General features: G+C 57.6%; 18 protein-coding genes and 1 pseudogene. 6 read left to right on the forward strand and 13 right to left on the reverse strand.

The window, feature by feature from the left end; all coding sequences use genetic code 11:
- The first annotated feature begins 115 nt into the window (after positions 1–115).
- Positions 116–1,003 carry a hypothetical protein gene (locus J4E00_RS28585; RefSeq protein WP_208178781.1) on the forward strand — a complete coding sequence of 296 codons (888 nt, stop codon included), beginning with the start codon at positions 116–118 and terminating at the stop codon, positions 1,001–1,003.
- A gap of 62 nt (positions 1,004–1,065) precedes the next feature.
- Here the strand turns inward: J4E00_RS28585 and gatA are convergent, their stop codons facing one another.
- Genes gatA through J4E00_RS30165 form a run of 3 tightly spaced genes read right to left on the reverse strand, consistent with a single transcriptional unit; the run spans position 1,066 to position 3,422 of the window.
- Positions 1,066–2,493: an Asp-tRNA(Asn)/Glu-tRNA(Gln) amidotransferase subunit GatA gene (gene gatA, locus J4E00_RS28590; RefSeq protein WP_208178782.1), complete on the reverse strand. Its 1,428-nt coding sequence runs from the start codon at positions 2,491–2,493 to the stop codon at positions 1,066–1,068.
- A gap of 34 nt (positions 2,494–2,527) precedes the next feature.
- Positions 2,528–3,007 carry a twin-arginine translocase TatA/TatE family subunit gene (tatA, locus tag J4E00_RS28595; protein WP_208178783.1) on the reverse strand — a complete coding sequence of 160 codons (480 nt, stop codon included), beginning with the start codon at positions 3,005–3,007 and terminating at the stop codon, positions 2,528–2,530.
- 34 nt (positions 3,008–3,041) lie between these two features.
- Positions 3,042–3,422 carry a twin-arginine translocase TatA/TatE family subunit gene (locus tag J4E00_RS30165; RefSeq protein WP_208178784.1) on the reverse strand — a complete coding sequence of 127 codons (381 nt, stop codon included), beginning with the start codon at positions 3,420–3,422 and terminating at the stop codon, positions 3,042–3,044.
- A gap of 333 nt (positions 3,423–3,755) precedes the next feature.
- On the opposite strand from J4E00_RS30165, the gene J4E00_RS28605 reads away from it, so the two are divergent.
- Positions 3,756–4,694 carry a GAF domain-containing DNA-binding protein gene (locus tag J4E00_RS28605; protein ID WP_208178785.1) on the forward strand — a complete coding sequence of 313 codons (939 nt, stop codon included), beginning with the start codon at positions 3,756–3,758 and terminating at the stop codon, positions 4,692–4,694.
- Between the two features lie 246 nt (positions 4,695–4,940).
- Here J4E00_RS28605 and J4E00_RS28610 read toward each other — a convergent pair whose 3' ends face one another.
- The 5 genes from J4E00_RS28610 to dut form a co-directional block, all read right to left on the reverse strand.
- Positions 4,941–6,386 (reverse strand): murein hydrolase activator EnvC family protein, encoded by a 1,446-nt coding sequence (locus tag J4E00_RS28610; RefSeq protein ID WP_208178786.1) that lies wholly within the window; start codon positions 6,384–6,386, stop codon positions 4,941–4,943.
- A gap of 219 nt (positions 6,387–6,605) precedes the next feature.
- Positions 6,606–7,382 carry a DUF4292 domain-containing protein gene (locus J4E00_RS28615; protein WP_208178787.1) on the reverse strand — a complete coding sequence of 259 codons (777 nt, stop codon included), beginning with the start codon at positions 7,380–7,382 and terminating at the stop codon, positions 6,606–6,608.
- Complete coding sequence (locus J4E00_RS28620) at positions 7,375–9,195, reverse strand: tetratricopeptide repeat protein (protein WP_208178788.1); 1,821 nt, start codon at positions 9,193–9,195, stop codon at positions 7,375–7,377. Before J4E00_RS28620 ends, J4E00_RS28615 begins: the two co-directional genes overlap by 8 nt.
- Before the next feature lie 114 nt (positions 9,196–9,309).
- Complete coding sequence (locus J4E00_RS28625; RefSeq protein ID WP_208178789.1) at positions 9,310–10,320, reverse strand: sugar phosphate nucleotidyltransferase; 1,011 nt, start codon at positions 10,318–10,320, stop codon at positions 9,310–9,312.
- A gap of 128 nt (positions 10,321–10,448) precedes the next feature.
- Entirely contained in the window at positions 10,449–10,886 is a 438-nt protein-coding gene (gene dut, locus J4E00_RS28630; protein WP_208178811.1) for a dUTP diphosphatase, read from the reverse strand.
- Positions 10,887–11,023: 137 nt separating this feature from the next.
- Here dut and J4E00_RS28640 point away from each other — a divergent pair.
- Together J4E00_RS28640 and J4E00_RS28645 are read left to right on the forward strand one after the other, a co-directional pair.
- Positions 11,024–12,081: pseudogene (locus tag J4E00_RS28640) on the forward strand (IS3 family transposase).
- Between the two features lie 32 nt (positions 12,082–12,113).
- Positions 12,114–12,302, forward strand: a complete 189-nt coding sequence (locus J4E00_RS28645) for a hypothetical protein (protein WP_208178792.1) — start codon at positions 12,114–12,116, stop codon at positions 12,300–12,302.
- A gap of 80 nt (positions 12,303–12,382) precedes the next feature.
- Here the strand turns inward: J4E00_RS28645 and J4E00_RS28650 are convergent, their stop codons facing one another.
- The 3 genes from J4E00_RS28650 to J4E00_RS28660 all read right to left on the reverse strand — a co-directional run bounded on the left by J4E00_RS28650 (position 12,383) and on the right by J4E00_RS28660 (position 16,376).
- The gene (locus J4E00_RS28650; protein WP_208178793.1) at positions 12,383–13,924 is read right to left on the reverse strand and encodes an ArnT family glycosyltransferase; all 1,542 of its coding nucleotides are present in this window, start codon (positions 13,922–13,924) and stop codon (positions 12,383–12,385) included.
- A 53-nt stretch (positions 13,925–13,977) separates the two neighbouring features.
- Entirely contained in the window at positions 13,978–15,483 is a 1,506-nt protein-coding gene (locus tag J4E00_RS28655) for a lipopolysaccharide biosynthesis protein (protein WP_208178794.1), read from the reverse strand.
- Positions 15,484–15,584: 101 nt separating this feature from the next.
- Complete coding sequence (locus tag J4E00_RS28660; RefSeq protein ID WP_208178795.1) at positions 15,585–16,376, reverse strand: enoyl-CoA hydratase/isomerase family protein; 792 nt, start codon at positions 16,374–16,376, stop codon at positions 15,585–15,587.
- 228 nt (positions 16,377–16,604) lie between these two features.
- Here J4E00_RS28660 and mscL point away from each other — a divergent pair, with 228 nt between their 5' ends.
- Together mscL and J4E00_RS28670 are read left to right on the forward strand one after the other, a co-directional pair.
- Positions 16,605–17,033: a large conductance mechanosensitive channel protein MscL gene (gene mscL, locus J4E00_RS28665; protein ID WP_208178796.1), complete on the forward strand. Its 429-nt coding sequence runs from the start codon at positions 16,605–16,607 to the stop codon at positions 17,031–17,033.
- Positions 17,034–17,276: 243 nt separating this feature from the next.
- On the forward strand, positions 17,277–17,723 hold the full coding sequence (locus J4E00_RS28670; RefSeq protein ID WP_208178797.1) for a hypothetical protein: 447 nt from the start codon (positions 17,277–17,279) through the stop codon (positions 17,721–17,723).
- A gap of 59 nt (positions 17,724–17,782) precedes the next feature.
- On the opposite strand, the gene J4E00_RS28675 is transcribed toward J4E00_RS28670, so the two are convergent.
- A complete protein-coding gene (locus J4E00_RS28675; protein WP_208178798.1) occupies positions 17,783–18,085 on the reverse strand; it encodes a hypothetical protein in 303 nt (100 codons plus the stop codon).
- Positions 18,086–18,175: 90 nt separating this feature from the next.
- Positions 18,176–21,292 (reverse strand): translation initiation factor IF-2, encoded by a 3,117-nt coding sequence (gene infB / locus J4E00_RS28680; protein ID WP_208178799.1) that lies wholly within the window; start codon positions 21,290–21,292, stop codon positions 18,176–18,178.
- Positions 21,293–21,573 lie beyond the last annotated feature (281 nt).

Genomic DNA, 21,573 nt, shown 5'->3' on the forward strand with positions numbered 1-21,573 from the left:
GATTACTTCCAAATATTAAGCTGCTCTGGGATGTATTTCCATCGAAACAAAGGCTCCAGTGAATTCCCCGACAGACTCAACCGGCCCGTTTTAGGCAAACCTTTTACCTTGCGGCATGCAGCTTCTCTATCTGGTCTTCGGCAAGAACGTCCAAGTTCATTTCCAGACCAACTTCTCCATTCTGTCCTTCCTCCGGCAAGGCCCCGGTATTATCACCAGTATCAAGCTTGTAACCGATTCGCCGGATTTCTACCGGCACTTGGGGTCGGCCGTAACGATAGAGGCCATCGACGCGGCCATTTTGAACGAATGGCAGGGGGAATACAAGTTTTTCTGGCGGGCCAAAATCAAAGCGTTGGAGCTCGTCGCGCAGCAGCAGCCGGATATTCCACTGCTCTACCTCGATACCGACACGTTTTTGCATGGTTCGCTCAGCCAGCTCAGCCAGCAGCTAGCAACCGGCACTGCTTTTATGCACGAAGCAGAAGGTTCTCTGGCCGCCCTAACCAGCAAAACGGAGCGCCTTATGTGGCAGCAGGTGCAGGGCAAGCCGTTCGGCGGTGTCATCATTCAGGAAAAGCACCAGATGTGGAATGCGGGCGTAGTAGCCTTGCCCGCTACGCACAACCTGGAGGCCATTGCTCTGGCGCTACGCATTTGCGACGAAATGTGCGCCCTTAGGGTTACCTCACGGCTGATTGAGCAATTTTCGCTGTCCGTCGCCCTCACTGAAACCTATCCCATGCAGGAAGCCCGGCCTTACATCGGCCACTACTGGAGCACCAAGGACGAATGGAATGCCAGCATCAGCACTTTTCTACTGGAGTCGCACCTCAAGCAACGCACGGTTGCAGAGGAACTGGCGGCGCTGGCGGACTTCAATTTTCAGCAGCACCCCATTAAAAAGAAAATTCGCAATACTGAGCACCGACTTCACCGGCTGGTAAGCAAGCTACTGCCCCCCCGCAGCATCGAATTCATTGCACCAAGCCCCAAAAAATAGCCGCCGTGCCGTAAGCTCAAGCTCACAGCACGGCGGTGATTGTATTCGAGAACTGCAGGCAACTAGGCCACTACTTCCTCGGTCAGCAAGCTAGCAAAAGCCAGCAGCTCGGCCTCGCGGAATGCGCCAGCCATTACCTGCAAGCCGATGGGCAAGCCGTTTTCATCCTCCCCTACCGGTACCGAGATGGCGGGCACCCCGGCCAGTGAAGCCTGCACCGTGAAAATATCGGCCAGATACATCGAAACCGGGTCCTGCTTCTCACCAATTTTGAAAGCCGTCGTGGGCGTGGTTGGCAACACGAGGAAATCGTACTGACGCAACAACTCGTCGGTTTTGTCCTTAATCAACCGGCGCACCCGTTGGGCTTTGGTGTAATATGCGTCGTAGTAGCTGGCGCTTAGCACGAAGGTGCCGAGAAGAATTCGCCGCTGCACTTCGGCTCCGAATCCCTGAGTCCGGCTCTTTTTGTAGAGCGACTCTAGGTCGGTAGCATCCGGTGCACGGTAGCCGTATTTCACGCCATCGAAGCGCCCCAGGTTGGAGCTGGCTTCGGCAGTAGTGAGGATGTAGTACGTTGGAATCATCACATCCAGGTAATGAAAATCGACCGGCTCCACTACGTGGCCCTGGCCGCGTAGCAGGTCGAGCTGCGTTTCCATGGCGGCTTTGATTTCAGGGTTCAGGCCTTCGCTGTCGACCGCGTCGGCAATGTAGCCAATGCGGTAATGCGACGCAGGCGTAAGCTGCTGGCTGTAGGCGGGTACCTCGCGCTGGCTAGCCGTGCTGTCCATGCCATCGGGGCCGGCCATTACTTGAGTCAGCAGCGCGGCATCGGCCACAGAACGGGTAATGGGACCAATCTGGTCGAACGACGACGCAAAAGCCACTAGCCCATAGCGCGAAATGCGCGAATAAGTTGGTTTAAAGCCAATCACACCGCAAAATGCCGCTGGCTGACGTACTGAGCCGCCCGTGTCGGAACCAATCGAAGCCAGGCACATATCGGCCTGCACGGCCACCGCCGAACCGCCCGACGACCCACCGGGCACCCGTTCAGCATCAGCTGCGTTACGGGCCGGGCCGAAGTAGGACGACTCATTCGAGCCACCCATAGCAAATTCGTCGCAGTTTTGGCGGCCGATGAGGATGGCATCGGCATCGAGCAGGCGCTGCACGGCTGTACCTGTGTACAAAGACTTAAAGCCATCCAGCATCAGGCTGCTGCTTTGCAGCGAATGGCCAGCATACGCCAGCACGTCCTTAATACCGATGACCATGCCAGCCAGCGGGCCAGCCGTGCCGGCAGCCAGCTTGGCATCTACGACATCGGCTTGGGCGCGGGCTTCATCAGACCAAACTTCCAGAAAGGCATTGAGGTGCTGCTGGCGCTCGATGTTGCCCAGATAATACTCAACGAGCTGACGACAGGACGTGGTGCCTGCCGCCAGCTCGGTACGAACTTCGGATAAAGACTGAAAACGCTTCAAACTATTTGCAGATTTAGGTGACCTAATCAGGGAGTTACGCGTCGGGCGCGGCGGGAATATAGGGCTGGCGGGGCTGCGTGCCTTCGGGTGCCATATTTGGCGGCAAAGCAGGAGCTACAAAGGGAGCGTCGGCCGTGGGTGGGTGCGGCTCGGTATGTGTGGTCGTTACGGCAGCGGCGGCGGGCGTAGCCCAAGGGTCGAAGCCCGAACCGGGCTCGGTAGCCGGAGCTACTGGCGGCGCTGGAAATTGCTGCTGAGGTGCGTAGTTAGGGTTTGGCTGCTGACCGTAGTTCGGCTGCTGGCTATAATTGTTCGACTGGTTGGGCTGCCCGGCCTGCTCGAACTCGCGACGAATCTCAGTGCTGGCATCCTTGAACTCACGAATGCCTTTGCCAAGGCCCCGAGCTAGCTCAGGAATTTTGTTAGCCCCAAAGAAAATGAGGATAACCACCATAATGAGCATCAGCTCCGAGCCGCCAATGTCGCCCAGAAAGAGGATGAAGGGGGTTTGCATGACTTCTACCTAATGCGTTAAAATAATAAATCGATTAACCCAGATTGTGGTTGGGGTCGTTCGGGTTGTAAGCCGACGGCGCGGGCTGCTGATAGCCAGGCTGGCCGGGCTGCGGGTGCTGAGGTGCGTAGCCACCCTGCTGAGGGTAACCCTGCGCAGGTTGCTGAGGATAGCCCTGTTGGGGATAGCCTTGCTGCGGATACTGCTGCTGGTACGGAGGAGCTGGCTGGTCGCGGTATTCGGGCTGCCGGTCCTCCGGCTTGGTGCTGGCGTCTTTGAACTCGCGCACCCCTTGGCCCATGCCTTTGAATAGCTCCGGAATGCGCTTGGCACCGAAAAGCAGAATAACAACGAAGAGGATGAGCAGCATTTCGGTGGTACCGAAGCTACCAAGCAGGAACAGGGAATGCAGCATGAGGATAAGGGCTTAGATGCCCGATAAGGGATGAGAAAAAAGGATATACGCAGCTAAGCGCCTTTTGGCGCATCAAAGATACCAGTTAACGATGTTTAAGGAGGTAGCACCCGCGGGCTGCAATCATTTTATCTGCGGTTGATAGGCTGATAGTGGAGGTTGAACGGGTATCAGTTGCCATTGAGCGGAATCCAGTATAACCAGATGGAGTACCGGAATTAGCTTTGCTTACCTTTTTTCCTGAGTTTCCACACTTTGCGCCTACTTTAGGGGTTTATTTGTTTTACTCATAAGCTTGTTTATAGCGCACTGGTTCCTTTTCACTATCAAGCCGTGAAGCCATCTAAGTCCCCCACCGACGCCCCACTACGCCAAGTAAATGAAGCCGAGCGCATGGAGTCGCTTGCCAGCTATCAGATTCTTGATACAGAGCCTGAACAGATATTTAACGACCTGACACAGCTCTCCGCTTTCATTTGTGGCACGCCAATGGCGCTGGTTTCTCTGATTGACGACGAGCGGCAATGGTTTAAGGCCAAGGTGGGCATGGAACCTAATGAAACGCCCCGTGAGCATTCGTTCTGCCAGCATGCCATGCGGGCCAGCGATGTATACGAGGTATACGACGCGGCTTCCGACCCGCGCTTTGCCGATAACCCACTGGTGACGGGCTCGCCCAATATTCGTTTTTACGCCGGTGCTCCCCTGCTTTCGGCCGAGGGACAGCCTTTGGGCACGCTTTGCACCCTCGATACTGTGCCCCGGCAGCTCAGCACTGACCAGCGTGATGCCCTGCGCATGCTGGCCCGGCAGGTAATGGCCCATCTGGAATTGCGCCGCATCCGCCTGCAATTGGAAGACGAGCGCCAGAAGCTCGACGGTGTGTTGCGCATGGCTAATAACACCGGCGAAGCACTTTATGCCAACAGCCGCAACGAGATTTTTGTGAAGCAGGAGCAACGCCTCGTGCGCGTATCCACTGCTGACTTGCAGTACGTGGAGGCCCTGGGCGACTACGTGAACCTGCACACCACTCGTGAACGCCTCACGGTGTATGGCACTATGAAGGACCTGGAAACCAAGCTGCCAGGCCGCGATTTCGCACGCATTCACCGCAAATACATCGTTCGGCTCGACCGCATTGTGGCCATTGAGGCTGATGCAGCGCTGCTCGATGGCAATGCCGTAGCAGGTCAGTCGCGTACGCCCGTACGGGTTCCCATCGGCAGCTCCTATAAAGCGGGGTTATTAAGCCGCCTGACGCTGGTGTAAAAGAGCCGCCACCGGTCAACACCTGACGTTCGCCGGGCGCTAGCCTCACTTCACCGAGTTGCCCGGAAAGCACTCTTCCGAAAGATGCAATTTTGTTACGGTTATCGGTTGCAGCACACCAGTTAATGGTCGTTGTTGCCGACAGCTAAGTTTGTTTTCATAGCTCAGAAAGACCCGCACCTTTGGAGCGGGTTTTTTTATTTTCGCCCGCTTCACAAAAGGCATCACTGCGCGACTCGAGAGTTGTTACTTATGACCCAGCCAGGATTCCGGATTTAGGTTGGCAGAATTGTGCCACACCTGAAACTGCACTTCAGAGGTGCCCTCCGAATCGGTAGCAACGGTGCCGATGACTTCACGGGCAGTCACGCGCTGGCCTTCGTGCACGTTCACGGAGCGCAGCTTGGCATACACAGTAAAGAAGTCGCCGTGCTGAATCATGACAATGGTATTCATGCCCGCGATGTTGGTCACGGTTTGCACCTTGCCATCGAAACAGGCGCGAACGGATTCTCCAGCGCCAGTCTGAATATCTACGCCCCGGTTCTCAACGGTTACGTGCTTGAGCACAGGGTGCGGGTGCCGCCCAAAGTGCTGACTGATGAAGCCGCGCGCCACCGGCCAGGGCAGCCGGCCCCGATTGCCGGAGAAAGACGACGACAGCTGCGCTGTTTCGGGGGTAAGGGCAATGCGCACGGCGCGGCGGTCGGCGGCGGCTTCGGCAGCCGTTTCGGGCGCATCCATCTCAGGGTTAGCCGTGGCGTTGTCGGCATCCGATGACTCTTCGGCAGTGCTGGTTTCGGGGTCGCGTTGCGTGCGGGCCGGACCGGCCCCGCCACCGGCGTTGCGGGCGGCAGCGGCCCGGCGGGCAGCACGAGCGGCGGCTACGGCGGCTTCGCGGCGGGCAGCCAAACGGGCGGCACGGGCGGCACGGGCAATTTCTTCCCGTACCCGGGCCGCAATGAGGTTGTCGAGGCGATTGACAGCTTGGCGTCGCTCCTCCAGTTCCTGGCGTAAGCCCTGCTCCTGTTGGCTGAGCTGCTGCACCATCTCATCCTCTTTCGATTTGAGGGTGAGAAGGTTTTTGTTCTCGTTAAGCTGGCTGTTAAGCAAGCTGCTCTTGCGCTGCTGCTGCTGCGTAAGGCCCGAAAGCTGCTGGTGCAGCCGGTACTGCGTGCCCATGATGCGGGCCGCTTGCCGCTGCCGCTCCTCGGTGTACTGCCGGATGTAGCGCAGCCGCAGCGAGAACTGGTTGAATGACTCCGAAGCAAACAAAAACATCAACCGGTTGAAGCCATTGGACGTTTTCGAAGCCGTGTAGAGCAGCCGGGCATACTCATTCTTGAGCTGGGACAGGGTGCGTTGCGTCTGGATGACCTGCTGAGCCGTCTGGTGTACGTTGGTTTCGATGCCGTGCAGTTGAGTCGAAATCCCCTGAATAACCTGCTTTTTTTCCGTCAGCTTTTCGGTGATGACGTGCAGTTGGCCCAGACTTACCTTTTTCTTTTCCTGGGTTTGGCTCAACTCTTGGCTGGCTTTCTGAATCTGCTCCAGATTGGCGAGGCGCTCACGCTCCAGCTGCTCCTTGCTCTTGGAACGGGTACCAGTCTGCCTTGGCTGGCGGGCAGTCGTTTTCCGCTTGCTCCTCTGTGTGGTTCTGGTGGGTTGTTTTTTGCGGCGCTGCTGGGCCATACCGGGCAGTGCCAGGCATAGCAGTAGCAGCGCAACGAGCCACCATTGCCCACGCACTAAACTAGCGGCGGATTTCTCCAACCTACTGCTGCCTCTACCCTGTTGTTTTTGCTTATTCAACGTGCGCCATTCAAAACCTAATCTGGCAAAATTAGCAGTTGGCAGTGAGTTGCTTACTAAAATCCCCAACTTCCGCTCCAACTCTCTGCCCAATGCGGCTTACTTCTGCCGCTTGTAGCCCTTCGGCACAGCAAACGGAAACGCCAGCCGCTCGCGCCCCACGTTCACTTTGCTGTAGTTGATGGCTGCCGTGACTACACCAGTCGGCTGCTGTGCCTGAATAAAGACCGAATTCGCAAACGGCAGCGCGCTGGCATCATCCAGGGGCTTGAAGTCGGAGTAGTCCACTGTAAGGTCGCGCTTGCTGGCGTCGTCGCTCACTTTTAGCTGCTGCACGCGGCCGGTGCCGGGCTGCAGCAGGCGCTCCACCAGCACACCGGCCAATGGGTAGCTCACGCGCTGGCGCCCAGCTTCCTCATCGGCAATTTTGGGCGCAGTACCAGTTGGTGCGGGCAGGTAGTCACCTAGCAGAATGGCCTGCATCTGGGCAAAGCTCACGGGCACGTTCAGCAGTTTGCTTAGGTAGTCATAACCGCCCGAGAAGTAGGTTTTTTCCAGGCGGTTCAGCACCCGCACCGAATCAGGGGTGAGCACGGCGCGCACGCCCTCAATGCCTACCAGCGAGGCCGAAACCCAGATAACGCTGTCGCGGCGCATGCGCAGGGCCAGGTTGGCTCCCTGCTTATTGCCTTTCATGTTGATTTGCGCCTTGCCCTTGGCGTTCATAAACAGAAACGAGGTGTTGGTGGCCCGTACGGTAGCCTCCGCGACCGGAGTGGAGGTACCAGGCCCGCTTTTCGAAACGGCGGGGGTGGCTTTGCGGGCGCAGCTGCCAACGAGCAGCCCCAGGGCCAGCAGCAAGGTCACTTTATTCATAGAGTTTTCGGTCTTTCAATTTGCGCTCCAGCAGGTCTGAGGTGCCGCCGAGCTTACGCGCGCGCTGCCATTCGGCTTCGGCCTTCTCCTTCTCGCCAAGCTGGTACAGCACGTCGCCGTAGTGCTCCGTGACAGAGCCATCCTTGCTGGTTTGCAGGGCCTTTTCCAGCGTGGTGCGGGCCCCGGCGTAGTCTTTCATCTTATACAATACCCAGGCGTACGTATCCAGGTAAGTGTCGTTGTCGGGAAACTGCTTCACCACTTTGCCCGACATCTGCTTGGCCTTGTCCAGCTTTTCGCCCCGCAACGACAGGAAGTAGCTGTAATTGTTCAGGACCTGCACATTATTCGGGTCCGAAACCAACGCCGCTTCGTAAGCAGCGTCGGACTTTTCGTACTCCTTTAATTCGTGGTAGGCGTCGCCCAGCTGCGCATCAAACTGGCCTAGCTGCTCCGGGTTGTTCACCACCAGCTTGCGGCCGTGCTCCAGGGCTTTCACGCCCTTGGCAGGCTGCTTTTTTAGCATGTGCGCCACGCCGTTGTAAAACCATAGCGAAGCCTGATTGGGAAACAATTCCAGCGCGCGGTCGGAGTGGACAAGCAGCGAATCCGTCTGGTTCAGTTCAGCATCAATCAGCACTACCTGCTGCCAGATTTGATATTTGGAATTATCGAAGCGCAGGGCTTGCAGGTAGGTATTACGGGCCTCTTTCTTGTGGTCGGTCAGGGTTTGGATATCACCGGCTACGGCGTAGGAGCGGGCATCCTTGGGGTACGATTTGACAGTGGCGGTGGCCAAATCCCGCGCCATTTGGTTCACCGATTCCTTGGGGCTGGGTAGCTGCTTGATGTAGCCCACCAAGATGCGGACCCGCGCATCAATGTCCAGCGCCGGGCTATCGAAGGCCAGGCGGACTTGCTGCGCCGCCTCTTCGGGCAGGTTCTGCTGGCGGTACACATCCGACAGAATCAGGTGAGCCTGTGGGTTGGCAGGGTCGAGGCGCAGGGCCTGCTGGGTCACCCGGATGGCGTCGGGCAGGCGGTTGTTGCTGGCGTACATCTCGGCCTGTACCAGCACGTAGCGTGGTTCGTTGGGGTTAGCCGCAATGAGCTTTTCACCCTCGGCCAGTGCCAGGTCCAGCTTGTTTTGCTTGAGGTAAATCTGCTGCTTCTTGAACGAAATCTCGTCCACCTGCCCAAACTCCTTCTCAGCTTGGTCGAGAGCAGCTAAGGCTTCAGGCAGCTTGTTTTGAGCCAGGTAAAGGTCCGCCAGATTAAATAAGTAGCTGCCCGAATTGGGTACCTGCTTAATGAGCGTGGCGTAGGTTTTGGTGGCACTGTCGTACTGCTTCTGGCTAGCTTGAATCTGGGCCAGCAGCAGGTAGTAGTAAGCATTTTTAGAGTCGAGCCGGGTAGCGGCTTCGGCGTAGTTAGTGGCGTCGCGCAGGTTGCCGCTCAGCAGGTTAGCTTCCGCAATTTTGTAATTAACAGCTGCATTATCCGGGTTAATGGCGTAGGCTTTCAGCAAGCGCTCCAACCCTTTGGGGTAGTCTTCGAGCAGCACATATTTCACGCCGTCCACAAACAGCGCTTCGCTCATCTCCTTGTCGCGCTCGGTGAGGGGGGGCGCAGCGGCGCGCTTGGCGCGGGCTTCAGCTAGTTTTTTGTCCAGCTCACGCTGCTCTTTTTCCAGGGCGCGCTGTTCCTTGCGGCTCAGCTTGGCAGGGGGCGCGGTGGTGCCCTCAGGGACCTGGGCCGCAGCCGTGGCCACCACTCCCACCCAAAACAGCAGATTCAGAGCAATTTGACGCATATACAACAAGGCCGGACTCCTGGCCCGGCCCACGAAATTACGGGTAATAATAGCCAAAGACGCGGCCCCCGTAAGAAGGCCGCGTCCCTGGTAACGCATTTCCGCGCTAAAATGTCACACGCGCAGCTGGTTATAATCGCCAAGACTCAGGTCGTCGGGCGTGCCCACCACACTGGCGAAGTTACCAATCATTGAGTTAGTGACCACAACATTCAGCACGGTAGCCGACTGTTGCACAATGGAATTCGACAGGCGCGAGTCGCGCACGTTAGATTGGGTGCCCACAGAAACGTGCGGCCCCACCACCGAATCGGTAATGATAGCGCCTTCGCCCACGTAAACTGGCTCGATAATAACGGAGTTAGTGATTTTGGCCGACTCGTGTACCAGCGACTCGCCGCGCTCCTTGAGGTATTCCAAATAGCGCTGGTTGGTAAATACAGTGGCGTCCTTATTGCCGCAGTCGAGCCATTCGGTCACGCGGCCGGGCACGAACACGGTGCCTTTGTTTTTCATGTTTTCGAGGGCGTTGGTGAGCTGGTACTCGCCTTTGTCCTTGATGTCGTTGTCGAGCAGGTATTGCAGCTCGCTGCGCAGGTACTCGCCGTCCTGGAAGTAGTAGATGCCGATGATGGCCAGGTCCGACACAAACTCCTGCGGTTTTTCCACAAACTCGGTTATCTGGCCCTGCTCGTTCAGCTTTACCACCCCAAAAGGCTTGGGGTCGTCTACTTTCTGCACCCAGATGGTGCCAGGCACGCTGGAATCCAGGGTGAAATCGGCTTTAAATAGCGTATCAGCAAAAGCAACTACCAGCGGGCCGGTCAGGCTGTCTTTAGCACACAAAATGGCGTGGGCTGTGCCCAGCGGCTCGTCCTGGTACACAATAGTGCCCTTAGCTCCCACCGACTCGGCAATTTTCACGAGGCTTTTTTCCACCTCAGTTCCGAAGCGGCCAATGATAAAGGCCACTTCGTCCACCGCTTCGCCGCAGACCTTGGCAATGTCTTCCACAAGGCGCTGCACGATGGGTTTGCCGGCAATGGGAATAAGGGGCTTGGGAACGGTGAGGGTGTGGGGGCGCATGCGCTTGCCCATGCCGGCCATCGGAACGATGATTTTCATGTGTTAAGTAAGGGTCAGGTATTAGAAGTCAGTTTTGTAGAATTTTGAAGGACGCCATCAGCGCCGCCCGAGCAGTTATTTGGCGACCCGAAGCTAGGGCCTGACCATGAACAACCGCTTACCGGATATTAGCTTTTTCCTGTACTTCCATACCCGCCCGCCCCGCGTTGGGTTGCGCTCAGGGCTTCGGCGGGCTGCCAGACGATGGTCTCGTGTTTGGCAACTACCAGTTGGGCAATACGTTCGCCATCGCTTACTACGAAATCCTCGTTCGACAAATTCACCAACAACACTCGAATTTCGCCCCGGTAGTCGGCATCAATCGTTCCCGGACTGTTCACAATGCCAATGCCGTGCTTCACAGCCAGGCCACTGCGGGGCCGTACCTGGGCCTCGTACCCCACTGGAATTTCCAGGCTCAGGCCCGTGGGAATAAGCTGGCGCTCCAGCGGCCGGAGCGTCAAGGGGCCTTGCGGCAGATGGGCGCGTAAGTCGAGGCCGGCGGCGTGGGGCGTCTGGTATTCGGGCAGCGGATGCCCGGAGTGATTGATAACAGGGATGTGCATGAGTTGCGCGGGGATGGCGGGCAAAGATATTCGTCGCATTATTAGCAGAGTTGAAAGGTGCGACTGTACGCTTCCCTAAATCGAGTGCCAGTTGAGAGTAGAGAAAGGCGTAACTTTCACTACCTGACGACTAAGAAATGAAAAAAGGACGATTCAGCGAGGCCCAAATTGTGGCAATTCTACAACAGCAAGCCAGCGGGCAGACGGTGGCTCAGCTTGTGCGCGAGCACGGCTTGAGCGAGGCCACATTTTAGGCCTGGAAAAGCAAATACGCCGGGGCCAGCGTGGCGGAGTTCACCCGGCTCAAGCACTTGGAAGAGGAGAATCGCAAGCTCAAGCAGCTGTTCGCTGACCTCAGCTTGGAGCACCAGGCCATCAAGGAGATACTGCGAAAAAAGCAAGTAGCTCTGCGGCGCGACGTCAGGCAGCGCAGGGCTTGGTGAGCAAAGGCTGGAGCCAGCGGCGGGCGTGTGCCCTAGTCGGGCTTGCCCGCAGTAGTTACCACCCGGTGGCGCACGGGCGCAATGACGAACCCGTGCAGGAGGCCCTGTGGGCGTTAAGTGGGCGGCACCCCGGCTGGGGCTTTTGGAAATTGCATCACCGCTTGCGCAAAAACGGACTGGTCATCACCCACAAACGCACGTTAGGCATCTATCGAGCACTGGTGTTGAATCTGCCTCGGCGCCTGAAAAAGCGCGTGCCCGCCCGCGTGAAGCAGCCCTTAACAGTGCCTGCGCCGGTCAACATGTGCTGGTCGCTCGACTTTACCAGCGACGTGCTGACCGATGGCCGTCGGTTCCGGCCCCTGAACGTACTCGACGATTACAACCGCGAGTTGCTGGGCGTCGAAATCGACTTCTCCTTGCCCGCCGCCCGGGTCGTGCAGGTGCTGACGCGCATCGTCGAGTGCCATGGGTGCCCCGCACAGCTGCGCACGGACAACGGCCCTGAATTTAGCAGCGCCAAGTTGAGTGAGTGGTGTGAACAGCAGGGCATTGCCTTGCACCGGATTCAGCCGGGCAAGCCGATGCAAAACGCCTATATCGAACGCTTCAATGGCTCGTTTCGGTGCGAGCTGCTCGACGCTCACCTGTTTTGCCCGCTGGCCCATGTGCGCCAACTGGTGGACGAGTGGATGCTCGACTACAACACCCAACGGCCCCACCAGGCCTTGCATTTTAGGACCCCACTCTAATTTTAAACAAGCAGCTTAACTTCTGCTCATCAATGGCTTACCGAACGGGGAAGCGTACAACCGATGCCCAGTACGAGCAGAAAAAGCTCACCTTCCGCCAGCAGGACCGGGGCCCCGTGTACCTGGTGCTGCGCGAAGTGGACGTGGACGAGGCCCAGAGCCGCCGCACCAGCCTCGAAGCCAGCCGCGCCGCCGTGGTGGCCCGCCGGACCCAACTATAAGCGGCCCTTGTTTGCCGGGAGAAACCCCGCGCCGTTGGCGTGGGATTTTTTTGTGGCGGGCTGCCCGCAGCAGGGGTTGCTTAATCTAGCGGCACTGGCACCACCAGCACCTCTGGCCCTTGCAAATACGCGGGCAGCGCCGCCGTGCCCGGCCCGGTGAGGACGGCTACCCGGATGCCCTGGCCCCGTAGTTCGCGGTATTCCGGCTCATTAGGCCGTTCCCAATACACGTTGCGCTGCGAATAAAACATGGCTTCAATGTCTTCAAACGGCGGGGCATTGAGAACCAGGTAGCCCGCCGGCACCAAGGCATCGAGCTGCCGATATACGGCCGTGTGCTGGAGCTTGCGCTGCCGGTCTTTTTGCAGCGCTGGAGTGGTGTAAGCGGTGTGGTGTTTGAGCAAGGAAGTGGGCCGTAAATTGAGGTACAGCACCAGCGCTGCCAGTAATGCGCCGCTCAGGTGCCACGCCCGGCTGCTGCGCTTCAGCCACTGCGCGGCTTCTGTCCAGGCCAATGCCGCCAGCAGCAAGAGGATGGGCGCGACGACATAGGTGTAGGACACCATTTTGGTAGCCGCCAGCGAGAAAAAGCCGAATATTGCGCCAGCGGCTATCAGCAACGGGCGCAACGGCCGCTGCCAAATCGCCGGGGTGAACAACAGCCCCAGTCCACCCGCAATCAGTAGCACCATCCACTGATACTGGTACCACAAATTGGTCAGGTAGAAATACCACGGCCCACTTTTATCTTCCAGCACCTCGCCAAAGTGCCGCGCCGCGTATTCCTGCTCGAAAGCGCTTTCCAGCGGGAACCGGTGGTGAATGTAGAGTTGCCAGGGTAGGACCACCGCCAGCGTCACCGCCGCGGCGGCCAGCAATTGGGCATATTGTGGCCCTTGCCTACGGCGGACGGTACACACTATTATATCAACTCCCCAGGCGGCGTACACCACCAGGCCCGGCAGCCACTTGCAAAGCACGGCCGCGCCGGCCAGCAGTCCCGTTAGCAGGGCCCAGCGCCACGGGTGGGCGGCCGCCTGCCGGTATTCGTAGTAGGCCCACAGACTGCCAGTCACGTAGCTTAAAAAGGCGACGTCGGCGTGGTCCACGCTTTGCCAGCCGCTGGTAAGCTCCAGCGGATAGTAGGCCAGCGCAAACAGCAGGCCGGCGTAGTAGCCCACCGCCGGGCTAAAGACGAGGCACCCCAGCCGGTATATCGGCCAGATGACCAACGCTCCCATCACAGCGCTGGGCAGCCGTAGCGCCAATTCATTCACGCCGAACAACCAGAAGCTCCCGGCTATCTGCCACAAAAACAGCGGCGGCTTGTGCAGCCACAGCGAGTTGCAGCACCAGTGGCGGTAGTCGTAGACCAGCACAGGCGTAGCACGCAGCACGGGTCGGGTCCAATCGGTCAGCAGGTTTTTGGCCACCAGCGCATGGAACCGCTCGTCCCAGTCATGCAGGAAAGGGTTGAGGCCCGCTATGCCGAGGCGCAAGGCCAGCGCAGCCGCCATCAAAACCACCACAGCCTGCGGCAGTTGGCCCCGCCGGTAGCGCCAACCACTCAGCACCAGCAACATGCCGCTCAGGGTAAGTAGGACCAGTTCCCGAACAGGCATAAATATCGGTGATTACAGTAAACCGGATGATTGACGTTTTCTTGCCGCGCAAGCTACGTAGGGCGAGTTGCTGGCCGGGGACGCTCTATCCAATAAAGAGCCGCCAGAAACGCCACCGTCAGCCCCGCGTGCCAAGCGTGGCGCACCCAGAATCCGGTTACTTCTACGCCCCAGCCCAGCGCCACCAGCAGCGTAGCAAACGCCAGCCACAGCCCCAGCCGCAGCGCCGGATACGGCACCGGAAAGTGCCGCTCGCCCAGCCGCCAGCACAGAATGGCCATGCTGAAATAACACACCAGCGTAGCCAGCGCCGAGCCCATGTATCCCAGCACCGGAATCAGCAGGAAGTTGAGCACGATGGTGAGCACGGCCCCCCCCGCCCCAATATAGGTGCCGTAGTACGTCTTATCAGTGAGTTTAAACCACACCGACAGGTTGTAGTATACCCCCAGAAACAGGTTGGCCAGCAGCAGCACCGGCACCACGGCCAGCCCTTGCAGGTACTCCGGCCGCCGCAGAAACAGCGGCCCGATGTCCTCCACATTCAGGCTTACCCCCACGAAAATCACGGCACAACACAGCGTAAACCACTTCAGAATCATAGCAAATGTGGCGGGCGAATTCTTATCCGTGCTTTGGGCAAAGAAGAATGGTTCGGCTGCGTAGCGGAACGCCTGAATTACGAGCGACATCAGGATGCTCAGCTTGTAGCAGGCCCCGTAAATGCCCACCGCCGTAAGGCTGCTCTGCCCTGGATAAAAGCCTTCCGGCAGCCACTTGGGCAGCAGAATACGGTCCAGCGTTTCGTTCACCATGCCAGCCAGTCCCATCAGCATCAGCGGGTATGCGTAGCTCAGCAATGGCTTCAGAAAGGCCAGATTCAGGCGAAAGCGAAAGTCCAGCAATTCCCGGCCCAGTAGCAGCAGCGTAAGGCCACTGGCAAACAGGTTTGATAGAAAGATGTAGCCTACGCCAACCGTGGGGTCATATACCCGCGCCACCAGCGGCTGCAGGGCTGGCAGCCACTTGCCGCTCATCACCGCTGGGCACAACACGATAAAAAACAGGTTCAACACCACATTGGCCAGAATGCCAGCCAGCTTGATACCAGCAAATTTGCGTGCCTTATTCAGCAGCCGCAGTCGAGCAAATGGTATGGCCGTTAACGCATCCAACCCCAGAATCAGAGCCACCCACACGGCATACCGCTCGTGGCCCGGCGGAATATCCAACAGCCCCAGCAGCGGCCGTGCCAGCAGGGCCAGCGCCGCCGTGAGTACTATGGTACTCACCAGCAGCAAGCTCAGCGTCCGGTCGTACAGGTCCCGCCGGTCAGTACCGGGCCGATTAGCGAAGCGAAAGTACGTCGTTTCCATGCCGTAGGTAAACACCACGTTCAGGAACGACACATAGGCGTACAGCCCCGTCACAATACCGTACTCAGCCGCCGAAAAGGCGCCCGTATAAATTGGTACGAGCAAATACGTGAGCACCCGGCCCACAATACTGCTCACGCCGTACACGGCCGTCTGCGACGCTAATCCTTTAACTACACTCATTCTTTGAGTAATGAATAATGAAGGATGAGGAATGAGGAATCGAAGGGGCCCCTATTAGCCATTCTTCACTCCTCCTTCCCCATTCTTCACTAGAAAGAAGGCTATTTCCCCGTGAAAACCGCTGGGCGCTTCTCCACAAATGCCGTGGTGCCTTCCTTAAAATCCTCGCTCTCGAAAGCCTGTTCGAAAGCTTGGGCTTCGGCTTCGTAGCCGTTCCGACCTTTAGCGTAGTGCGCATTCACACAATCCAGCACCAGTGCCACAGCCAGCGGCGCCTTGGTCAGAATCTTGGTCAGTAGTTGCGTAGCGAAGGCTAGCAGTTCGGCTTGGGGTACTACATGGTTCACTAGGCCCAGACGCAGGGCCTCATCAGCCTTTATCATATCGGCTGTCAGCAGCAACTCAATGGCCTTGCCTTTGCCGATAAGCTGGGGCAGACGCTGGGTGCCGCCGTAACCGGGGGGCAGGCCCAGGTTCACCTCAGGTTGGCCAAAGCGGGCATTGTCCGACGCAATGCGCATGTGGCAGGCCATGGCCAGCTCGCAGCCTCCACCCAACGCAAAGCCATTCACGGCCGCTACTATTGGCTTGGGGCTGGCTTCGATGCGAGCAAACGCTTCCTGTCCAGCCACAGCAGCCCGGCCGCCCAGTTCAGGCGTGAGCGCCGCCAGTTCGGCAATATCAGCCCCAGCCACAAAAGCTTTCTCCCCACTCCCCGTGATAATAATGCCGCGTACGGCAGCATCTGCCAGCGCCTGCTGCACTGCCGCATCAATGTCGGCGATGGTAGCTGCGTTTAGCGCATTCAGCTTGGTAGGTCGATTGATGGTAATGGTGAGGATGCCGCTGGCAGCATCCAAAGCGTAAAGCAAGTTTTCGAAAGATGTCGACATAAAGGCGCAGGAAGAATGGATTGAATTGGGCCCGTCAAAGATAAGGCTCACAGCAGCCGGACGTGTTGGCAACGTAGTTCGGCGCCCAGCCGCTTTGGCCCACCGAAACCACCCGGTAACATTTAGCATACCCGCGCACCTTTGCGGCATGTATCCGCGAAAGTATTTTTTTTAATATCTTACGTTTGCTGATTGCTCAACTTTCTTCACTTTTAACACCTTATTAATATGGGATTTGTTTCCGAATTCAAAGAGTTCATCTCTAAAGGCAACGTACTCGACCTTGCAGTCGGCGTTATCATTGGCGGCGCTTTCGGCAAAATTGTGACCTCGCTCACCGACGACATCATTATGCCCATCCTAAGCGTGTTCACGAGGGGCATTAACTTCAATGAGAAGTTTTTCACTCTTGATGGCAAGCACTATGACAATCTTAAGGCAGCCCAAGATGCGAAAGCAGCTACCATTGCCTACGGCAATTTCATTAACGCTATTATATACTTTCTCATCATCGCCTTCGTCATTTTCTGGGTAGTGAAGGCAGCCAACCGCTTCAAAAAGTCTGCTCCTGTTGTAGTAGCCTCTGAGCCCGTAGCTACCAAGGAACAAGTGTTGTTAGCTGAAATTCGGGACGCCCTACGCGCCAGTCGCGTCTAGACTTCGCGTTTTCTTTTAGCGTGAAAAAACCGCTGTTCACCGTGTTGTGAGCAGCGGTTTTTGCATTTTTTGCTTCAAGCACTCATTTTATTCACCTCGGTTAATTGCTCGATTCAAAATAAGTTGCGAACTTAGGGGCGACCTAATCGTAAACGGCAGAAATTTACCTGTCGCTGATGAACCACCCACCCTTCTCATCCGTTAGGTCGCAACTCCTCCCCACTCCACCCCCATTTCGCTGATATGAAAATGTTGCTTTTTGCCGCGCTTTTGGGCGGTCTGAGTCTGAGTTCGGTTTCGGCAGCTCACGCCCAAACCGGCCCCGCTTTCCCCACGCCCGGCCAGGGCACCAGCGAAGAGGGCGCCCGCCGCACTTCCGCTACCAACGCTCAGGAACTGGCCCGTAACCAGCGCCGCGCCGCCATGACGCCCGAAGAACTAAAGCGCGACCAGCAGATGGAACTGCTCGAAGCCCGCACCGGCAACACCAGCTTCGGCGGCAACGGTGGCCCTGAGCGGCAGTTCGACTCCGGCCGTAGTGGCAACGGCTTTGTGGTAAAGAAGTACAAGGCCAAGGCCGGTTTCCTGGAAGGCAAACGCGGCCAGAGCCATCCAATCGGCGGCTCAAATCCAGCTGGCAAACCCCTGGTTCACAAGCATAAGAGCAAGAATAAATTCCTTCTTTTCTAGCTAGCCATTAAGCTTGGATTCTTTATTAGCCTCCGGTTCTTCAGGAACTGGAGGCTTTTTTATTGGTCATCCGGAAAGTAAAAGCTGTCAATTACTCTACGGTCATCGGGGCGCACAGCCTGTAATGGGTGCGCCTCAGTCTGGCTGCTTTCTACTTGCCAATCCACATTAGGCGTAGTGCTGACGCGTATGGCCTCGGCCAAAAATTTCTCAAAATCAATCTTGCTGGTACCATCTTCCTGCACCTGCATCACCTTGTCATTCAGAATTACTGACACATAAGCATCCTCGTACGTCACCCGGCGCAAGCGAAGTTGTATCGAATAGGTTTGTCCTTCATTGGCGTCGGTAGCTTTTCCCATTGTTGTTTATTTCAGGTCGAAAAACAAAAGTGGCGCAAACTTCGGAAATCGAAGCCTGCGCCACTTTTGTTTTTCGACAACTGATGTTGCTTACAGTGTCCGCTTAATTTCTTTTTCTTCGAAGCCTTCAATGTTGTCGCCTTCCTGCAACTCATTAAAGCCTTTGATGGAAATACCGCATTCGTAGCCTTGGCGCACCTCACTCACATCGTCTTTGAAGCGCTTGAGGTCCTGAATATCACCAGTGTACAGTACGATACCGTTGCGCACTACCCGTACCTTGGTCTTGCGCGTCATGGTACCTTCCGTCATCATACAGCCGGCAATGGTGCCGACTTTGGTGATGTTGAATACTTGACGAACCTCGGCATTGGCCACCACTACTTCCTGCACCGTCGGGGCCAGCATGCCTTCCATGGCATCCTTCACCTCGTTGATAGCATTATAGATGATGCTGTACAAACGAATGTCAATCTGCTCGTTTTCGGCCAGTTTCCGGGCACTCTGCGAGGGCCGTACCTGGAAGCCGATGATGATGGCGTCGGAGGCGGAAGCCAGCAGCACATCGCTTTCCGAAATGGCACCCACCCCTTTTGAGAGGATGTTTACCTTCACTTCCGGCGTGCTTAGTTTCAACAACGAGTCAGAAAGAGCTTCTACCGAGCCGTCCACATCGCCCTTCACCAAGATGTTGAGCTCCTTAAACGAGCCGATAGCCAAGCGGCGACCGATTTCGTCCAGCGTGATGTGCTTCTTGGTCCGGATGGTTTGCTCGCGGGCCAACTGCAGACGCTGAGTGGCAATCTCACGGGCTTCACGCTCCGTCTCCATCACTTGAAGGCGGTCGCCGGCCTGTGGCGCACCGGTCAGACCAAGCACCTGCACCGGGGTAGCGGGTGGTGCGGTCTTCATTTTCTTACCGCGGTGGTCCGTCATGGCCTTCACGCGCCCAAAGTGCGGACCGGCCAGAATTACATCACCTACGTTCAGCGTGCCGGTTTGTACCAGCACGGTCGTCACGTAGCCGCGGCCTTTGTCCAGCGAGGCCTCGATAACGGTCCCGATGGCGTTGCGGTCGGGATTGGCTTTCAGGTCGAGCAATTCGGCCTCCAGCAACACCTTTTCCAGCAGGTCTTCAATTCCGATGCCTGATTTGGCCGAAACCTCTTGGCTTTGGTATTTACCACCCCACTCTTCCACCAGAATGTTAATCTGAGAAAGCTCCTCGCGGATTTTTTCGGGGTTGGCAGCAGGCTTGTCAATCTTGTTGAGGGCGATTATAATCGGTACCCCAGCCGCTTGCGCGTGGTTGATGGCTTCCTTCGTCTGCGGCATCACCGAGTCGTCGGCTGCTACCACGATGATGGCAATGTCTGTCACCTTGGCACCACGGGCACGCATGGCCGTAAAGGCTTCGTGACCAGGCGTATCAAGGAATGTAATGGGCTGGCCCGACTTGGTTTTCACCTCGTAGGCACCGATGTGCTGCGTGATACCGCCGGCCTCGCCTTTGGCCACACTCGCGTCGCGGATGTAGTCAAGCAGCGAAGTTTTGCCGTGGTCGACGTGGCCCATGATGGTCACGATGGGAGCACGGGGGCGCAGGTCTTCTTCGGCGTCACCAGCATCCACATCAATTTCTTCCTCTTCAGCCGACAGGAATTCAACGTCAAAGCCGAATTCATCAGCAATTACCGTGATAGCCTCGGCATCAAGACGCTGGTTGATGGACACGAACATGCCCATGCCTAAACACACCTTGATTACCTCGTTCACGTTCACATCCATCAGCGAAGCCAGGTCATTGGCCGAAATGAATTCGGTGAGTTTGAGCGTTTTGGCATCGAGCTCGTTCTGTGCACGTAGCGCTTCGCGGTCCTCCGCCAGCATGCTCCGCTTGTCGCGGCGATATTTGGCGCGGTTGGCCTGGCCGGTGGCTTTGTTGCCACCGAGCTTGGCCAGCGTGGCCTTAATCTGCTCCTGAATCTGCTTTTCAGCCTGTTCGGGCGTGAGAGCGGGTGCATTTGGCTTGGGTGCCGACTGGCCGGGACGGTTGCCTTGGCCACCGCCACCGGGGCGGTTACCCTGGCCGCCACCCGCAGGGCGGTTACCCTGATAGCCACCACCTTGGCCGCCTTGTCCACTGCCAGCCGGGCGGTTGCCCTGATAGCCGGGATTGGGTGGCGACGTAGTGCTGCCGGGAGGGCCAGGCAGACGGGTACGCTTTTTCTGACCGGGGCCAGCGGGTAGCCCGCGCTTGCTAACATCCGACGATGCAATGGGACGGGGGCCACGGCCGCCCGGGCCACGCCGGTCGTTATTAATAGCTGACAAGTCAATCTTGCCCAGTACCGTGAGCCCCTTCAACGTGTCCGATTTGGCCACAATGGTGCTGGTGTCTTCAGCCGGTGCTGGCGTTTCGGCCGGAGCAGCAGCAACCGGAGCAGGCGTAACTGCAGCCGCCACCACCGGAGCCGCAGGGGCAACTGGAGTTGGCGTTGCTGGGGCAACCGGTGCTGGCGTGGGTTCGGCTTTGGCTACGGGCGGCGCAACGGGAGTTGCAACAACCGGTGCTGGAACCTCAACTTTAGCCGGAGGCGGAGTTGGCGCAGCAGGTGCTTCCACTTTAGGAGCAACCGGCGCAGGAGTAGGGGTAGGAGCAGGCGTAACTACTGGAGCAGCCACAACAGGCGCTGGAGTTGGAGTAGCCGGGCGAGGCGGAACAACGCGCCCCCTGCTATCAAGCTCAATTTTGCCTAACACCTTCAGTCCGGGCACGCTGGGTGCTTCGACAACAGGTGTCGGAACAGCTATAGGCGCTACGGGAGGAGCCGGGGCAGCAACAGGAGTAGCCGGCGGAGCTACAGGAGTAGCTGGCGCAGGCACTTCTGCTACTGGAACAGCAGCTGGCTTCGGAGCGGGCACAGGCGCCGCCTGCACGGGCCGGGGGGCCGGAGCAGTGGGCTTGGGGGCCGCGTCGAGGTCGCTCTGGCGCTTGGCCTGAATGACTTTCTGGGCTTCCTGCCGGTCGTGGGCAGACGCAGCAAATTCTTTCTCAAGTGAAGCAACTTGCTCACCAGTCAGTTTGGTGGTAGGCTTGTTCTCTACTTGTATGCCTTTTTTGGCCAGGGCCTCGACCACCCTGTCCATACCAATGTTCAGGTCTTTGGCCGCCTGTTGTAGCCGTTTCGGGGTTGCTTCCGCCATTCTATCTTTTCTCGCGTACGATACGCTTCTAATTGCAAAGGTATTACATTAAATCTTGCCAGCAGGGCGCAAACCGCACCTGCTGGCACGATTTATTACCCTTGCCGTACCGGCCGCGCGGCCGTCATTGGGCTGGCTCGGCGGGAGAGCTGTCGCCCGCGTCCTCAGTTGTTGCCTCACTTTCGGAGGCTAGCACCGTGTGCTCAGCCGCCGTAGCCGTGGCAGAAGCGTGCGTTACTGCTGCTTCTTCATTGGTGTTTTTGCCAGCTGCAACGCGGTTT

It is taken from the genome of Hymenobacter negativus, assembly GCF_017571495.1.
Lineage (GTDB): Bacteria > Bacteroidota > Bacteroidia > Cytophagales > Hymenobacteraceae > Hymenobacter > Hymenobacter negativus.

Excerpts from the sequence above, each read along its gene's own strand:
- infB (WP_208178799.1), bottom strand. The coding sequence starts at position 21,292 with ATGGCGGAAGCAACCCCGAAACGGCTACAACAGGCGGCCAAAGACCTG.
- J4E00_RS28670 (WP_208178797.1), top strand. The coding sequence starts at position 17,277 with ATGAAAATGTTGCTTTTTGCCGCGCTTTTGGGCGGTCTGAGTCTGAGT.
- J4E00_RS30165 (WP_208178784.1), bottom strand. The coding sequence starts at position 3,422 with ATGCTGCATTCCCTGTTCCTGCTTGGTAGCTTCGGTACCACCGAAATG.
- tatA (WP_208178783.1), bottom strand. The coding sequence starts at position 3,007 with ATGCAAACCCCCTTCATCCTCTTTCTGGGCGACATTGGCGGCTCGGAG.
- J4E00_RS28620 (WP_208178788.1), bottom strand. The coding sequence starts at position 9,195 with ATGCGTCAAATTGCTCTGAATCTGCTGTTTTGGGTGGGAGTGGTGGCC.
- J4E00_RS28650 (WP_208178793.1), bottom strand. The coding sequence starts at position 13,924 with ATGCCTGTTCGGGAACTGGTCCTACTTACCCTGAGCGGCATGTTGCTG.
- dut (WP_208178811.1), bottom strand. The coding sequence starts at position 10,886 with ATGCACATCCCTGTTATCAATCACTCCGGGCATCCGCTGCCCGAATAC.
- J4E00_RS28615 (WP_208178787.1), bottom strand. The coding sequence starts at position 7,382 with ATGAATAAAGTGACCTTGCTGCTGGCCCTGGGGCTGCTCGTTGGCAGC.
- mscL (WP_208178796.1), top strand. The coding sequence starts at position 16,605 with ATGGGATTTGTTTCCGAATTCAAAGAGTTCATCTCTAAAGGCAACGTA.
- J4E00_RS28655 (WP_208178794.1), bottom strand. The coding sequence starts at position 15,483 with ATGAGTGTAGTTAAAGGATTAGCGTCGCAGACGGCCGTGTACGGCGTG.
- J4E00_RS28645 (WP_208178792.1), top strand. The coding sequence starts at position 12,114 with ATGGCTTACCGAACGGGGAAGCGTACAACCGATGCCCAGTACGAGCAG.
- J4E00_RS28585 (WP_208178781.1), top strand. The coding sequence starts at position 116 with ATGCAGCTTCTCTATCTGGTCTTCGGCAAGAACGTCCAAGTTCATTTC.
- J4E00_RS28675 (WP_208178798.1), bottom strand. The coding sequence starts at position 18,085 with ATGGGAAAAGCTACCGACGCCAATGAAGGACAAACCTATTCGATACAA.
- J4E00_RS28660 (WP_208178795.1), bottom strand. The coding sequence starts at position 16,376 with ATGTCGACATCTTTCGAAAACTTGCTTTACGCTTTGGATGCTGCCAGC.
- J4E00_RS28625 (WP_208178789.1), bottom strand. The coding sequence starts at position 10,320 with ATGAAAATCATCGTTCCGATGGCCGGCATGGGCAAGCGCATGCGCCCC.
- J4E00_RS28610 (WP_208178786.1), bottom strand. The coding sequence starts at position 6,386 with ATGGCCCAGCAGCGCCGCAAAAAACAACCCACCAGAACCACACAGAGG.